Source organism: Streptomyces sp. CA-243310 (genome assembly GCF_050936775.1).
Lineage (GTDB): Bacteria > Actinomycetota > Actinomycetes > Streptomycetales > Streptomycetaceae > Streptomyces.
The window spans coordinates 3,892,631-3,907,424 of the sequence record NZ_JBNJMF010000001.1; the positions used below are offsets into that span (position 1 = coordinate 3,892,631).

Consider the following 14,794-nt stretch of genomic DNA (forward strand, 5'->3'; position numbering starts at 1 on the left):
TCAGCGGGAGAGGGTGGCGGCGGCCTGGTTGTGGATGCCGGGTGTGGCGGCGAGGAAGGTCTCGCTCTGCGGGGTCCAGGGGCGGCCCTCGATGTCGGTGATCCGTCCGCCCGCCTCGGTGACGAGCAGGGCCCCGGGGAGCAGGTCCGCGCGGGCGCCGGCGAACTGCCAGAAGGTGTCGATCCGGCCGGCGGCCACGTTCACCAGGTGCAGGGTGGCGGGTACGGAGGTGCGGACGACGAGCGCGTCGAGGAGCATCGCGGTGATCGAGGATCCGACGCGTCGTACGACCGCCTCGTCCTCGTCGGGCCGGGCCTGGCTGGTGGCCACGATGCCCAGGCCGAGGTCCGCGGCCGGGGAGACGCGCAGCGGCCGGCCGTCGAGGTGCGCGCCGGCGCCGGCGAGTGCGGTGTAGGTCTCGCCGGTCAACGGCAGATGGACCACGGTGAGCACCGGCTGGTTCTCACGCACGAGGGTGGCGGTCACCGCCCAGTCCGGCAGGCCGTGCAGGTGGTTGACATTGCCCTCGGCCGGGTCCACGACCCACCACTCACCGGGCGGCAACGCCCCGCCGTCCAGCTCGTCCTCCACCCAACCGGCCTCCGGGCGAAGGCTCGTGAGACGCGGCCGCAGGATGTCGAGGGCCGTGTCGTCGTTCGCGGCGAGCGCACGCATCAACTCCTCGCGGCTCTGGTGGCTGACCACCCCGCCGAAGCGTTCGAGCAACGCCGCACCGGCCACGCGCACGGCGCTCACGGTCTCATCGAGCAGGTAGGCATCGGAGGCGACGGCAGTGGCGACCTCGGCGACGTCAGTGGTCTGAAGCGTTTCGGACATGGTGGTACTCCCGTTGTGAGAAAGGGGTGATGAGGCCGGCGGGCGTTCCGTCCTGCGCTCTGGTTTCGAAGGTATAGAGCCCCTCGATTAACTTCAACTGCATGTAAAGCACGGAAAGGATTACCCACATGCAACTGCGGTTCTAACCCGCCCGCTGTGCTCGACGCGTTGCTGGAGGAGGGAAGCGCGGCCGGGGCGGCCGCCCGCCTGCACCTCAACGCCCCGCGATGAGCCGGAGTCTGGGCCGCGTTCGGCGCGCACGACGGGGGGATGGAGCGCGTCGTGGAAGCGCCGCGGGCGCGGGAGAAGACTTCAGTCGAGCAGTTCGGCAGCCCGTTCGGCGATGGCGTAGACGGTTGCGTTGGTGTTGGCCGAGGGGATGGACGGCATCACCGAGGCATCGGCGATCCGCAGTCCGGCGATCCCGTGTACGCGAAGGTTTGCGGGGTCGACGACGGCATCGGCGTCGGTTCCCATGCGGCAGGTGCCGGTGTAGTGGAAGTAGGGGCCGGTGGCCTTGCGGATGAACTCGTCCACGGATTCGCCGCTCGTCCCGGGGCCCGGCACCGCTTCCTGCTTGCGCCAGACGGCGAACGCGTCGGCCTCCCCGATGCGGCGTGCCACTGCCAGGCCCCTGCGCATGACCTCCAGGTCACGTTCGTCGCTCAGGTAGCCGGGGTCGACGGCGGGAGCGCCGGCGGGATTGGCGTCCGCCAGGCGCACGGTGCCACTGCTGTGCGGAGCCATCGCGGAGAAGGCGATGGAGTAGCCGTTGGCCGGCTGCCGGCCCCATGCCGACGGGAGGGGAGCGGCGACGATGTAGACCTGAAGGTCCGGCCGGGTCGCGGCGGGGTCGCTGTACAGCAGGCCCATCATTTCGGCCGGAGGGTTGGCAGGAACGAACGGTACGGGCCGACTGGCCTCGTACACCACGCCCGCCATCGGATGGTCTTGCAGGTGGGATCCCACGCCCGGCAGGTCGGCGACGACGTCGATGCCGTGTTCGCCGAGGTGTCGTGCCGGGCCGATCCCTGACAGCATCAGGAGGTGCGCGGAACCGATGGCTCCCGCGGTCAATATGACCTCGGCGCCCTCGACGGACAAGTGCTCGCCGCCCACGGTGTACTCGGCGCCGGTGCAGCGGCCCGCCGTGATACGCAGCCGCTGCACGGTCGCGTCCGTGACGACGTCCAGGTTCGGCCGGTCGAGGAACGGACGGATGTAGGCGTCGGCCGAGCTCTGGCGGGCGCCGCCGGGCAGATTCATGTCGCTCCACCCGAACCCGGTTTCCAGACCGCCGCCTATGTCATCGGCACGTGTGAACCCAGCCTGCACCGCGGCGTCGACGCCCGCCGTGGCCAGGGGGTGGGGTTCCGGAACCGGGGCGACCACGACCGGCCCGTCCGTGCCCCGCACGGAGGCATCACGACTGCGCGTGCTCTCGCTGCGGCGGAAACAGGGCAGCAGATCGTCGAAACCCCAGCCCGGAGCACCGAGTCCGGGCCATTCGTCGTAACCGGAGCGGTGCCCTCGCAGGTGGTACAGGCCGTTGACACTCGACGATCCGCCGAGCGCCTTACCGCGCAGCACGTCAGCGGCCCTGCCTGTACCGGCCTGCACGGTCGAGACACCCAGCCAGAGGGATGACGGGTCGAACCCCAGGAACCCCCAAGGAGATGCCATCGCCCCGGTCGCGTCCCGGGATCCCGCCTCCAGCAACAGCACCCGAACGCCCGGGCGTTCCGAAAGGCGGGAGGCAATCACGCACCCCGCTGTCCCCGCTCCCACAACGACATAGTCATAAGGACTCTGGCCCATCATGTCTCCGCTTCCCACGGCAGCACTGTCCGACCACCGGGTATCAAAAAGGCTCATCCACGATCAAAGAGCTGATTGCTTGTATGTACGGCTGGGGCTGGTCAGCAGTGAGCGGGGCCCCAGTGGAGCAGGGCTGTCCGCAGGCAGGCCGCGTGCTGCTGGTGCTGACGGATACCGAGGCGCTCGTGTGGCAAACGATCACCTTGATCGGACTGACCTGGGTGCCCCCCGTCAGGCCTTTGCCGATCACCCCGTCGAGGATGTTCATATCGGCAGGGCAGGGCAGGGCACGGTTCGGCAGGGCACCGGTAGCTGCGATGACAAGTTTCGTTTCCTTGGTGTGCCAGGAACAGCCCGGGTTTCCCTTCTGCCTTCGAATCTTAGGAATGCCGACACGGCACGTACTTGAACCTCAGCGACGTTCGTTCGGAACCTCAGCGCCAGACGAGCGGCGAGAAAGTCGGCTTCACACAGCACTCGGTCGGGCTGCCCTTACGCGCCGACCGGCTTCGTGCACTGTCACTGTGGTGCCTCTTCACGGGGTAGGAGCGCCTGTTCACGCGAGGCTCTCGCCGACCGCGTCCGTCCTTCCCGGCTGCGGGAGCCCCCGGATCATCGTGTTCCCCACATTCGACCCCGTCGCCGTGGCCGCCGATCGCCGCTCGGACACCGTGGTGGCCCTCGTTGACCAGCAGCGCGCCGCCAGGCGGGTTGTGAGCCCTGAGGATGACTGCACGTCATTCCGTGAACTGACGGCAATGGGTACCCACTTAGCGCGCTCGTCCGACGGACCGACAACTCCGACCGCCAAGGACGGGGGTATGCGAACAGACAGCGCGTTCTCCGAGACGCTCGCTGTGGCAACCGAGCCGCGCACCGTCAGCGCCGGCCGCCGGCCCGTGATGGAGATCGCCGGCATTCCGTCCGTGAGTTGATTGCCTGGACCGCGCGGCGCGGTACGCGGATCGTCGAACCGAGCAGCTCGTACGACTGGTGTCCCCGACATGCCGCCAGGTCAGTTGTGGGGGCCCGGAAATCCGGTCAAGAGGACCCCGGTCTGCGCGTGGCGGTTTCTCTGCTGCAAGATGTTCTGCACTCGTCTCACCTGCGGACGATCCGATCACCTGACCTTGGGGGAACTCACCTTGTCCGAAACGCCACAGCAGCCCCAAGGGCCCCAGCAGCCGCCCCCGCCCGGCTACGGGTACCCCGACGCAGGCCCTGGCGGTCCGCACGACGCGGGCCACCCCGGCCGGCCCGAACACCCCGACCAGCCCGGCCCTGACCCCTACGGCCATCCCCAGCCCGGCCGGCCGCCGTACCCGGGGTACGCCCACCCCGGCTATCCCGCCTCGGGTTACATACCTCCCGGGACCTTTACCGGCGACCCCCAAGCTCCCTACGGGTACGACCTCATGGGCCGCCCCTACTCCGAGAAGTCGAAGATCGTCGCGGGCGTGCTCCAGCTCACCCTGGGCAGTTTCGGCGTCGGCCGGTTCTACATGGGCGACGTCGGCATCGGCCTGGCCCAGCTGTTCACCTGTGGCGGCCTCGGGATCTGGGCGCTGATCGACGGCATCATCCTGCTGGTCAGCGACGACAAGACCGATGCCAACGGGCGGATCCTGCGTGGCTGACGCCGAGCGCCTCTCCGTGAGGTGTTCGGCCGCGCTGCGGCACCCGGCGGCGGCTCCCCTCGTGGTGCTCGCCGCCGGCGCGGCCGGTTCCGCGTATCTCTACGGAACCGACCCGCACCAGCCCGGCCACTGGCTTCCGCAGTGTCCGTTCCGGCTCGTCACCGGCCTGCTCTGCCCCGCCTGCGGCGGCACCCGCATGGTGTTCGACCTGATGCACGGTCAGTTCGTTCAGGCCTGGCTCGACAACCGTGTCCTGCTGCTCGCCTCGCCGTACGCGCTCGCGCTGCTGGTCCGCTGGATGTGGGCGGGCCTGCACGGCCGCACCTGGCGGCCGCGCCTGAGTCCGACGGCCTTGGCAGTCGTCCTCGGAGCCGCGGTGGCATGGACGTTGCTCCGGAATGCAGTTGACTGACTTTGATCACAGATAAGGAACAATGGATCACCTGTACTCCCTTTTTGCCCTCTGTTCTCTCTAAACTCGCCATTCACAGGGGGGACGTCCCGGCATGGCCGAGCCATGCGAGGACGTTGGTCGGCATCGGCGAACATCGATTGACGCGCGTGATCGCGGCGTCGTCGCATCCCTCCTGGACTCCGCGTTTCGGAGCAGGCCGCCCCGGCCTCCCGCAGTCATCTCAGGAGCAGTTCTCATGACCGTCCCCACCCCGCAGGCTCCCTACGGGGTCGACCCCCTGGGTCGTCCGTACTCCGACAAGTCCAAGATCGTCGCCGGTATTCTCCAGCTCTTCCTGGGCACCCTCGGTATCGGACGCTTCTACGTCGGCTCCGTCGGCGTGGGCGTCGCCCAGCTGTTCACCTGTGGCGGCCTCGGCGTCTGGGCGCTGGTCGACGGCATCCTGTTCCTCACCAGCAACGACCGCACCGACAAGCAGGGTCGTGTCCTGCGCGGCTGACATCGGCACGGCAACACAACGGCCGGCATTCGCCGCCTGATGGACGGAAGCCGCGACCTGCGATCTACGCGGAGGTCGCGGCTTCCGGTTCGTCCAGGCGCAGTCGCCGTTCACGAGCCGCCTCTATCCTGCGCGGACCGAGGACCACTGCAGATCAGCGGCGGGAAGGGGATCAACAGGCATGGAAACGGTCGACGAAGCGGACGCACGGCAGGTGCGGCAGTGTCCTGAGTGCGGGGCCACCATCTTCGTGAGTACGCGGTTCGTCAGCTGGTGTGCGGCCTGCGACTGGAACGTGGATCCGGGCGCACCCGATCCGGACCGGGGCCGCCTCGCGGTGTTCCGCAGGCGCTTGGCCATGCGCTACGGGCAACAGCTCGCGGAGGAGATCGAGCGGAGTGGGCAGGTGGCCGACCGGGTCGGGTCGGACAGGTCGACCGTTCTGGCTCTCGGCGTCGCCCTTCTGGTGCACTCGGTCACCGGGGGCTGCTGCTGGCCGCAGGGGCGCTGATCATCGCCGGGTGGCACACCGGCATTCTGCCGGTCTTCGGCGTCGTGCTCCTTGCAGTCGTGGCGGCCTTGTTGCCCCGGCCGGGCCGGCTCCCGAGGTACGCGCCGGTGCTCCACCGCGCCGACGCGCCCCGACTCTTCGAGCTGATCGACGAGGTGGCGGCGGCCGTGGGCACGACCGGCGTACACGCGGTGGTGGTGGACGCCGCGCACAACGCCGGGGTCAGTGCGTACGGGATCCGCGGCCGGCGGGTGATGTACCTGGGCGTCACACTGTGGGAGGTCCTCTCGCCCCAGGAACGCGTGGCCCTGCTGGGTCACGAACTCGGGCACTTCGCGAACGGGGACGTCCGCTCCGCGTTCCTCACGCACGGAGCGCTGCGGACCCTGGCCCACTGGTACTCCTTCCTGGTCCCGCACCCTGCGGTGACCCTTGTCTACCTGTGGGTGAACGCCATGGTGTTCCTGCCGCGCTGGGCTGTCTACGGGCTGTTCGTCGTGCTCGACGGCCTGACGATGCGGGCTTCGCAGCGGGCCGAGTACCTGGCCGACTCGGGCGCGGCGCGAGCCGGTTCGACCGCGGCGGCCGTCACGATGCTGGACCGGCTGCTGATCGGCGACGCGGTAGAGACCCATCTGCGGCTCGAGTCGATGGCGGCGACCCGGGCCGACAGCGGCTCCCGCTCCCGCGAGGCGCGCGAGGCCATCGAGCGGGAACTGTGGGAGGGCCTGGCCGCGCGGATCGGCTCGATACCCGAGACCGAGTACGAGCGGCGGCGGCGGGTCTCGGCCCGGCGTGGACACAGCGTCGACGACACCCACCCGCCGACCCACTTGCGCCGCCGCTGCTTGGCCGCGGCCGACCCGCAGCCGGCCAAAGTGGTCTGCGACGCCTCCCGGACGCAGTCGATCGCGGCCGAACTGGCCCCAGCCCGCGCAGAGCTGGCTCGTAGGCTGATCCGGTACAACGCCGACTAGGGGGGTTGCGAAAGTCCTGGCCGAGCGGGGTCTGCCCTGCATGGGTGGGGCCGTTGTCAGTGGTGCTGTGCATGATCGGCGGGTCAGCTCATCGCGGAGGTAGGAAGCCGCCATGCCGATCACGCACGAGCAGGTAGCGGGACATGCGTCCCTGCGGCCGATGTACGACGCCCCCTAATTCCCTGATCGCGTGCTCGACCAGGGGAAGGCGATCTGGCTGCGGCTGCGCGAGCGCATCGAGGCCGGGCAGCCGTCGGATCTGACAACCCTGTATGGGCTCACCCGGGCTGCGACGGAGGAGTTCAACCTGCTGGACAGGGAGCTCGTGGCGGCCGGGAGCGGGATCGAGACGGTCGCGCACGAGTGGATCTGGGACGAGTTTCGTCTCGTCTCGTCGCATCGGCATACGGGTTCGCCGACGCGGACGCGGAGGTGTTGACCGCCGGCCGGGACTGGTGAACGAGTACAGGAAGGCCACCTCCGTTCAAAGCCATTCGGCGAGAGCTGCGACCAGGGCGGTCGCCTCGTGGCGGACGGCGAGCTTGTCGTACCGCACGGCGGCCGCACGCTGCCTCTGGAGGCGAGGCGGTTGATCCCGCACTCGTCCGCATGGCGCTCGCGGTAGTCGACCGGGCCAAAATGCAGGGGGCGGCCGCTGCGGGAGCGTAACCGGGCGAAGCGGCGAGGTCAGCTTCGAGCGTGCAAGGCGTGCGAGAGCGCACTCATGCTGATGTCGATGACCGTGCGGAGCTGCTTCTGGCTCGCCCTGGTCTTGCTCATCACGGCCAGCGACTGGTTGACCGCCGTCAGGTGCACAGCGAAGTCGTCGGCATCGTCATCGGTCAACTGCGTTGCGTTCAAGGCGGTCCGCAGCCGCGCGTGCTGAAGGTCCAGAACTTCGATCGCGCGTGCGGCGATGGTGGGGCTGAGCGCCGGTGCCGCCATCGCGGTCTGGGCGATCAGGCATCCAGCAGGTACGTCAGGGTCGGTGATGCGCTGCAGGGTCACCTCGAAGAACGCCCGTACCGCCTGGAGCGGTTCCTCGGACGCACATGAAAGCGCCTGGTCGTACCTGTTTCCGTACCGCGCGGCGTAGCGCTCCAGGCAGCGCAGGTAGAGCGAGTCCTTGTCGCCGAACGAGGAGTAGATGGAGCTGCGGTTCAATCCGGTGGTCCTGGAGAGGTCGTCGAGAGACGTGTCGGCGTATCCGGCCCGCCAGAACTGGACCATCGCCGCGTCGAGCGCCATGTCCACGTCGAACTGCTTCTTCCCGGCCATCACGCATGCACCTCGTTCTTGTACCAGCCGTTGTGGCCCTACCCATCCTATCTTGAACTGATCAGTTCAAGATGCGGTAGGTTCGAAACATGACCGACGACGCCATGGCCCCGAACCGCTCCTGCGACCAGAACCCGGTCCCCGGGTTGCCGCTGTATGACCTTGCGGGTTTCACTCACCGCTGGGTCGACGCGGACGGAATCCGACTCCATGCCGTCGAAGGCGGCCGGCCGGCCGGTCCCACCGTCGTCCTGCTCGCCGGATTCCCGCAGACCTGGTGGGCTTGGCGAAAGGTGATGCCAGGTCTTGCCGAGCGATTCCACGTGGTCGCGATCGACCTGCCGGGGCAGGGCCACTCCGACCGCCCCGAAGGGGGCTACGACACGCACACCGTCGCTTCGCGTGTCCAGGCCGCGCTGACTGCGCTCAACGTGCCGAAGTACTGGCTCGTCGCCCACGACATCGGGGCCTGGGTGGCTTTCTCGCTGGCCCTGCAGTACGAAGAGCGCCTGCATGGTGTCGCTCTGCTTGACGCCGGCATTCCCGGAATCACCCTCCCGGGCTCCATCCCAACGGACCCCGACCGGGCCTGGAAGACCTGGCACTTCGCCTTCCACTTGGTGCCCGAGCTGCCCGAGACTCTGCTCACCGGCCGCGAGCGTGACTACGTCAGCTGGTTTCTGCAGGTCAAAGCACTGTCCCCGAACACCTTCGACGCCACCGAGATCGACCATTACGCCGCCGCCATCGCGGCCGAGGGAGGGCTTTCAGCGTCTCTCGCCTACTACCGCGAGGCCGCGGAATCAGCGCGAAAGAATCATGACGCCCTCGAACGGGGGCACTTGACCCTCCCGGTCCTGGGAATCTCCAGTTCCCACGGCTCGATCCCCGACATGGCCGCCTCCATCAGTCCGTGGGCAGAGAACGCGACCGGCGTCGTCATCCCACAAGCCGGACACTTCATTCCCGACGAGCAGCCCGACGCGACCGTGGACGTGTTGACCGCGTTCATCGATCACGAGCGCGTCGAGTAGTTCGCGACGCGCTGGTCAGTCCGGTGACATCGGCGAGGTCAGCCGGCAGCCGTGCCCCGGCACGACCACCACCCCTGCACCGTCGGCCGGGACATGAAGCCGGGCCGGTGAGGCTCTCAGACCAACTGCCGGGTCTGCGAACGCACGCCTTCGACCAGGCGGCCACGGAGATCGCGTACCCGTAGGTCGAGGAGGACACCAGGCTCTGTATGACCAGAGCATCACGGACCCCACGACGTGTCGATCAACGACATGAGGCTCACCGTCAAATCCGGCAAGGGCGCCGACTCGATCACTCGGGTCGCGTTCGACAACAAGCTGACAGCCGAGAACGCGAAGTAACGGGCTCTGCTCCCGGGGGCCTGGCTACCGGGCGCCGACCGGGATGTGTGAAACTCCCCCCGAATGATCATTCGGGGGAGTCTCACATTGAACACGTACGTGAAGAGGGTGTGGATCGCACTGGCCGCGACTCTACTGGCACCGGTTTCGGTCGCCGGCTGCGCGGTCTCTGACGAGGTGCCCCAGCACGGATCCTCGGCGTCGCCTCTGGCCGTATCCCGGGACACCGTGGCGGAAGACATCCGAGCTGCGGTCCGAAAAGCCGGCTTGGAGCCGGGGAGGGGGAAGACGACCTCCGAACCGAACGGCGTCAAGAATGCGAGTTACGTGGACTGGATAGCGGTCCTCGAAACACGACAGGCGGAACAGGCGCTGCCGAAAATGGGTGCTGAACTGGAGCGCCTGGGCTGGCGGCGTGACACCGAGGTGGACGCCCCCTTGAGCTACGAGAAGGCCGACTGGATACTGCTGGGCCGAAGCGTGACCCAGACGGACGGCGCCAGACTTGCCCCGGGTGAAAGTCTGCTCACGGTGGCAGTAACCGACTTCGGTGGGAAGTAGCCCGGCCTGAGCAGCGCCGTCCAGTACCGAGAGGAACACCGAGGCCAGTCTGGACGCGGACACCTGCGATCGGTCTCCAACCGAGCCTGACACCGTGGGTGGAGGTACTGGTGACCGATCGGTCACCGACCTGGGTCCGGCACGTTTCCGTGGTGACCGGTGACCGGTGCCGGCTGACCGGAGTTGCCAGTGCCGCATCAGGCAGCGTTCGCCCTGTTGACCGCTTTGCGTAGCCGTTCGGCGGCGCCGATCAGCCCCTCCCGCTCCGCCTGCGGCGCTCCCGCCCGCCTGATACGGACTTCCCGCATCACCCTCGGGCGTGCGGCTGCCGCACAAGGCTCCGCGGGTCTGCCGGGCGGGGTACGAAGACCGGTGAGTCCGACTGGTAGAAGAGGTCGATGTCGGCCTCCTCACCGCCGACGATCAGCGTGTCCCAGGCGCCGCTCTCCCGCAGGGTGCGGATTGTGGCCGGGGAGATGGACGCGAGGTGGTAGCGGAGTTCGTCGTCGGTGGGCAGACCCGGCAGCCGGGCCCCCAGCCGGTCGCGGATCCCGGCCATCCGGTCCAGCAGCGCCTCCAGGTCACTCCCGTCCGCGGTACGGGAACCGGCCCCGGCCCCCGCTCCGGCCTCCGCGCTGCGCGCGATGATGTCCCTGATGGCACGGGTGACGCCTTGGTCGTCCGTGGTCACCATGGCGTTCCAGGCCCGGCTCTTGTGCCGGTACTGGAGCATCGACATCGCCGCCTCGTGCCGGATGAAGTCGGCGTCCCGCAGCGGCTTCCCCTGCCAGGCGCGGCTGAGCGACCGGGCCAGTGACGTGGCCGAGGCGAGGCCGCTGTTGAGGCCGCGACCCGGCCAGAAGTGGATGGCGTTGGCCGCGTCGCCGAGCAGGAAGCCGTAGGTGCCGGGGCTGGTCGCGGTGGGCCGGTGCAACTGTGCGGTGAATCGCGGGCGCTGCACCATGTCCAGCCGGAACGAGGTGATCGCCGACAGGTCCTCCTCGGCCACCCCGAACAGGCTGAGGCCCTGCCGGATCTCCTTCCACAGCGGCGAGCTGCGCAGCAGGGCGGGGAGGAAGAGGGTGCCGTGGGTGGGGCAGCGGAACTCGTTGTCCTCCTCCTGCCGGCTCATCAGGCAAGGTCGGGCGGCGATGCATTCCTCGAAGACGTGGCGTATCGGGTCGATGCCGATGACGTTCTTGGCCTCCTCCCGCGTCAGCCGCATGTTCAGGAAGCCCTCGCCGCGCAGCGAGTTGAGCAGGAAGCGGTTCTGCGACACGGTGAGCAGCACGCTCATCGGGTCCGGCAGCCTCGACTTCACCCGCAGCCCCAGGACGACGTCCTGGAGGTGCTCGCCGTCGAGGGAGTAGATCGAGGCGTCGGCCGCGCCGAAGCGGTCGGCGTAGTGCTCACGCGTGCGGGAGCGGCCGCCTTCGCAGACCACCAGGACGTGCTCCTGCGTGAGCCGGTTCTGCTGCTCCGCCACGTCGAAACGCCGGGGCACGAGTCGTATCGCCGCCCTCCGGTTGGCCAGTTCCAGCAGCCGGTCCTCGATGTGGGCGATCCGGATGTTGCGGGGCGGCCGCCCGTCGACGGAGTCCGGGCCGACGGGCCACATCTCGGAGTAGGCGCCGCCGTCGTCGAACAGCGCGGAGAGCACCTCCTCGGACAGGGCGAGGTACTGCCGGCTCTGGACGGTCACCACTTGTTGGCGGCGGAAGTTGCCCTCCGTCTCGTCCTTCCAGACGACCGAGGAACCCCTCCTCGTCCAGCGCCCGTCGTAGAGGGTGATGACGGTTCGCCCGGGCAGCATCTCATCGAGGGCCAGGGCGAAGGCGAGGCCCACCGGGCCACCGCCGGTGATGGTGACCCGCAGCACGCCCGGGTCCGCGGTGCCTGCCCGGGGGACGTCCAGAAGGGAGAGGTCCATGACCGTCTCCAGGGCGTCCTGCGCCTCATACAGGAACGTTTCATCACCGATGCGGATGCAGTCGTTCGGACGCAGGACGTGACGGCTGACCCGCTGGTCGTTGACGAACGTGCCGTTCCGGCTCTCCCGGTCGTACAGGACGAACCCCGCGTCCTCCGTGAGGACCTCGGCGTGCAGCCGGGAGGCGTTGGGGCTGACGATCACGATGCTGTTGTCGCTCTTGCGCCCGAAGCTGAGGGGCTCGATGCCCAGGACCACGCTCTGTCCGGTGAACGGACCCGTGCGCCCGACGATGACCGATGGCACTGCACACCCCTTGAAATGACGCTGCTGCTTGCTCGTACGACAGCAACACGTCATCGAGAACGTGTTCGGTTCAACCATTTCTTGGAATTTCTTGGAATCTTTTGAGTCCTGCTGAACCAGGGGCCCTGTCCGTACGTGGTGTTCGCGTCGGCCGGCGACAAGAGGAGAACCGCCCCCATGCACATCGAGGAAACCGAGACCGGGATGGAGACCGCGCTCGCGGCCACCACTGCGGCGACCAGGCCGAATACGGTCACCACCGAGGCCACGATCGCCTCCACCACCGCGTCCACGACCCGAGGCACGGCCGCCACCGCCGCCACACCCGCACCGGGACTGGCGGGTGGGGAGCGGCTGATCGCGAGCCGCTACCGGCTGCTGTCCCGCCTCGGTGAAGGAGGCATGGGCACCGTGTGGCGTGCCCGCGACGAGACTCTCCACCGGGAGGTCGCCGTCAAGGAAGTCCGGGCCCCGGCAGGGCTGCGGACCGAGGACATCGCGCGGATGTACAGCCGGCTGGAGCGCGAGGCGTGGGCGGCGGCCCGGATACCCGACCGCAACGTGATCACCGTCCACGACGTGGTCATGGAGGACGAGCGGCCGTGGATCGTGATGGAACTGGTCCAAGGCCGGTCTCTGGCCGAACTCCTGCGGGACGAGGGGCCGCTCACCCCGCAGCACGCCGCGCGCATAGGCGCCGACGTGTTGAGCGCGCTGCGGGCCGCGCACGCCGTCGGGGTGGAGCACCGCGACGTCAAGCCGGCGAACGTGCTGCTCGCAGAGGACGGACGGGTGGTGCTCAGCGACTTCGGCATCGCCGTGGTCGAGGGCAGCACCGCACTGACCATGACCGGCGAGCTCGTCGGCTCCCCCGAGTACCTGCCGCCGGAGCGGGCACTGGGCCGCCCCTCCGGCCCGAAGTCGGACCTGTGGTCGCTCGGCGTCATGCTGTACGCGGCGGTGGAGGGCATCTCCCCGTTCAGGCACGCCACCGCGCTGAGCACCCTGCGGGCCGTCGTGGACGAGGAACCCCCGGTGCCGACCCGCGCCGGCCCACTCGCCCCGGTCATCGCCGGTCTGCTCCGCAAAGAACCCGCCGAACGCACCCCCGCCGCCGAAGTCGCCATGGCCCTGGAGGACATCGCCCACGAGCGCGACGCCACGACGACCGCCACCCCCATCCAGCCGACTGCCACGACACCCGCACCCACGGCGAAAGCCGCCACCGCGGCGACCCCGACCGCCACGAACGAAGCCACCGTCACGACCGCGCACACTGCCACGACCATTCACACTGCCACGAGCGCACGCACTGCCACGCCCGCGCCCGAGACAACGACCGCGCCCGACACCACCTCGGAACCCGTGAGCGAGGGGCCCGCCCGAATCGAAGCCGCCGAGGCGCGTGCGACCTCCGCCCGACCCGGCAGGCCCCGTACGGTGGTCCTCGTCGCGGCCGGCGTGGCGGCCTGCGCACTGACCGCGGGCGGATTGGCCTACGCACTGTCCGGCAACGACGGGGACACCGGCACCGGTTCGGGCGTACGGATGTCGGTGGCGGGCGCGAACACGACGTACACCGGCAGCTGCCCGACCCCCGAGGGCCGGGCTCCGGCGTTCACCGCGACCTTCACCGCATCCGAACCGACGCTGATCTCCTACCGTTGGGTGTCCGGTGACGGCTCGGTGGTGGATCCGCACTGGCACACCCTGTCCATCGGCGACAAGGCCAACCCGACGGGCCACGACACCGTACGCCTGACCACCTACACGAGGGCGGGCACTCTCACCACCGGCATGGCCGTGGAACTCCAGAGCCCCACCCGCACCCTCTCCAACCCGGTGCCCTTCTCGATCACCTGTACCGGCTGAGCCCGCGGGAAGCGGAGTCGCGGAGTCGCGGAGCTACGGAGGGGCGGCTGAAGGCGCTGATGACGTCGTTGGCGGAGAGCGGGGCCATGGCCTCTCCGCCGCACGTGCCGCGAACCCGCAACGGAGGACGCATGTTCGCCCAGCGCATGCACGGAGGCCGCGTCTCGCACCCCGACACCACCGGCCTCCAGCCGGTCGGCCCGTCCGCGGTCCCCGCCGTCGGCGACGTGTTCACCCCCACCGGCCCGCAGCCCGCCCCCATGCCGCGAGCCTTGGAGACCACCGAAGCGCCCGAACACGCACGGTCCTACGCCCGGTCCTACGCCCGCGCCATGGACGCGGCTTCGACGGAGTGGAACTGCACGGTGCCAACGGCTATCTGATCTCACCGTTCCTGTCATCCAACGCCAACCTGCGCACGGACCGATACGGAGGCACGATCGGAGGGGGAGGGGGAGAGGGAGAGCGAAGTCCGTGGCCTCTCCACGGCGCTGCTCACCGAACTGGTCCGTCTCGGGCTCGCATACGTACACCTCGAAGCCACCAGCGACGAAGCCACGCTCGTCGTCCTGAGTCCTGCGCCGTGCGCCGTGCGTGGCAGGGCACGCTCGCGATGAACCCGGTGTTTCGCGACGAGGCCACGTGCTTCCAAGGCGGCGACACGGGCTACCTGACCTACCAGGCCCAGCAGTACGCGGCGTGACGCTGACGCGGGCTGGTCACCCGGGCGCGGTCGAGGCGACCGCCCGTCAGCCCGGGCCCCGAGCGCGAGCGCCC

Annotated in this window: 14 protein-coding genes and 1 pseudogene; 10 read left to right on the forward strand and 5 right to left on the reverse strand. The window is 69.0% G+C overall.

The window, feature by feature from the left end; genetic code table 11:
* The 3 genes from ACQEVM_RS17315 to ACQEVM_RS17325 all read right to left on the reverse strand — a co-directional run bounded on the left by ACQEVM_RS17315 (nucleotide 1) and on the right by ACQEVM_RS17325 (nucleotide 2,923).
* Nucleotides 1-837, reverse strand: coding sequence for an inositol monophosphatase family protein (locus tag ACQEVM_RS17315; RefSeq protein ID WP_433079662.1), 837 nt, complete (start codon nucleotides 835-837; stop codon nucleotides 1-3).
* A gap of 312 nt (nucleotides 838-1,149) precedes the next feature.
* Nucleotides 1,150-2,655 (reverse strand): GMC family oxidoreductase, encoded by a 1,506-nt coding sequence (locus ACQEVM_RS17320; RefSeq protein ID WP_433080067.1) that lies wholly within the window; start codon nucleotides 2,653-2,655, stop codon nucleotides 1,150-1,152.
* Between the two features lie 43 nt (nucleotides 2,656-2,698).
* Nucleotides 2,699-2,923 (reverse strand): hypothetical protein, encoded by a 225-nt coding sequence (locus tag ACQEVM_RS17325; protein ID WP_433079664.1) that lies wholly within the window; start codon nucleotides 2,921-2,923, stop codon nucleotides 2,699-2,701.
* Between the two features lie 877 nt (nucleotides 2,924-3,800).
* Here ACQEVM_RS17325 and ACQEVM_RS17330 point away from each other — a divergent pair.
* The 6 genes from ACQEVM_RS17330 (at nucleotide 3,801) to ACQEVM_RS17355 (ending at nucleotide 7,133) form a co-directional block, all read left to right on the forward strand.
* Entirely contained in the window at nucleotides 3,801-4,292 is a 492-nt protein-coding gene (locus ACQEVM_RS17330; RefSeq protein ID WP_433079666.1) for a TM2 domain-containing protein, read from the forward strand.
* Nucleotides 4,264-4,704 carry a DUF2752 domain-containing protein gene (locus ACQEVM_RS17335; protein WP_433079668.1) on the forward strand — a complete coding sequence of 147 codons (441 nt, stop codon included), beginning with the start codon at nucleotides 4,264-4,266 and terminating at the stop codon, nucleotides 4,702-4,704. The genes ACQEVM_RS17330 and ACQEVM_RS17335 overlap by 29 nt, the downstream gene beginning before the upstream one ends.
* Before the next feature lie 238 nt (nucleotides 4,705-4,942).
* Nucleotides 4,943-5,206 carry a TM2 domain-containing protein gene (locus ACQEVM_RS17340; RefSeq protein WP_433079670.1) on the forward strand — a complete coding sequence of 88 codons (264 nt, stop codon included), beginning with the start codon at nucleotides 4,943-4,945 and terminating at the stop codon, nucleotides 5,204-5,206.
* 181 nt (nucleotides 5,207-5,387) lie between these two features.
* Nucleotides 5,388-5,717: a hypothetical protein gene (locus ACQEVM_RS17345; protein ID WP_433079672.1), complete on the forward strand. Its 330-nt coding sequence runs from the start codon at nucleotides 5,388-5,390 to the stop codon at nucleotides 5,715-5,717.
* A 44-nt stretch (nucleotides 5,718-5,761) separates the two neighbouring features.
* On the forward strand, nucleotides 5,762-6,694 hold the full coding sequence (locus ACQEVM_RS17350) for a M48 family metallopeptidase (protein ID WP_433079674.1): 933 nt from the start codon (nucleotides 5,762-5,764) through the stop codon (nucleotides 6,692-6,694).
* A gap of 190 nt (nucleotides 6,695-6,884) precedes the next feature.
* Nucleotides 6,885-7,133 carry a DUF5713 family protein gene (locus tag ACQEVM_RS17355; RefSeq protein WP_433079676.1) on the forward strand — a complete coding sequence of 83 codons (249 nt, stop codon included), beginning with the start codon at nucleotides 6,885-6,887 and terminating at the stop codon, nucleotides 7,131-7,133.
* A gap of 248 nt (nucleotides 7,134-7,381) precedes the next feature.
* Here the strand turns inward: ACQEVM_RS17355 and ACQEVM_RS17360 are convergent, their stop codons facing one another.
* Nucleotides 7,382-7,972 carry a TetR/AcrR family transcriptional regulator gene (locus tag ACQEVM_RS17360; RefSeq protein ID WP_433079678.1) on the reverse strand — a complete coding sequence of 197 codons (591 nt, stop codon included), beginning with the start codon at nucleotides 7,970-7,972 and terminating at the stop codon, nucleotides 7,382-7,384.
* An 89-nt stretch (nucleotides 7,973-8,061) separates the two neighbouring features.
* Here ACQEVM_RS17360 and ACQEVM_RS17365 point away from each other — a divergent pair, with 89 nt between their 5' ends.
* Both ACQEVM_RS17365 and ACQEVM_RS17370 read left to right on the forward strand, forming a co-directional pair.
* The gene (locus ACQEVM_RS17365; RefSeq protein ID WP_433079680.1) at nucleotides 8,062-9,006 is read left to right on the forward strand and encodes an alpha/beta fold hydrolase; all 945 of its coding nucleotides are present in this window, start codon (nucleotides 8,062-8,064) and stop codon (nucleotides 9,004-9,006) included.
* Nucleotides 9,007-9,435: 429 nt separating this feature from the next.
* Nucleotides 9,436-9,909, forward strand: coding sequence for a hypothetical protein (locus ACQEVM_RS17370; RefSeq protein ID WP_433079682.1), 474 nt, complete (start codon nucleotides 9,436-9,438; stop codon nucleotides 9,907-9,909).
* A 307-nt stretch (nucleotides 9,910-10,216) separates the two neighbouring features.
* On the opposite strand, the gene ACQEVM_RS17375 is transcribed toward ACQEVM_RS17370, so the two are convergent.
* The gene (locus ACQEVM_RS17375) at nucleotides 10,217-12,145 is read right to left on the reverse strand and encodes an FHA domain-containing protein (protein ID WP_433079684.1); all 1,929 of its coding nucleotides are present in this window, start codon (nucleotides 12,143-12,145) and stop codon (nucleotides 10,217-10,219) included.
* 177 nt (nucleotides 12,146-12,322) lie between these two features.
* Between ACQEVM_RS17375 and ACQEVM_RS17380 the strand changes: the two genes are divergently transcribed.
* Both ACQEVM_RS17380 and ACQEVM_RS17385 read left to right on the forward strand, forming a co-directional pair.
* On the forward strand, nucleotides 12,323-14,017 hold the full coding sequence (locus ACQEVM_RS17380) for a serine/threonine-protein kinase (RefSeq protein WP_433079686.1): 1,695 nt from the start codon (nucleotides 12,323-12,325) through the stop codon (nucleotides 14,015-14,017).
* Nucleotides 14,018-14,136: 119 nt separating this feature from the next.
* A pseudogene (locus ACQEVM_RS17385) lies at nucleotides 14,137-14,720 on the forward strand (alkene reductase); the annotation flags it as partial.
* Between the last annotated feature and the right edge of the window lie 74 nt (nucleotides 14,721-14,794).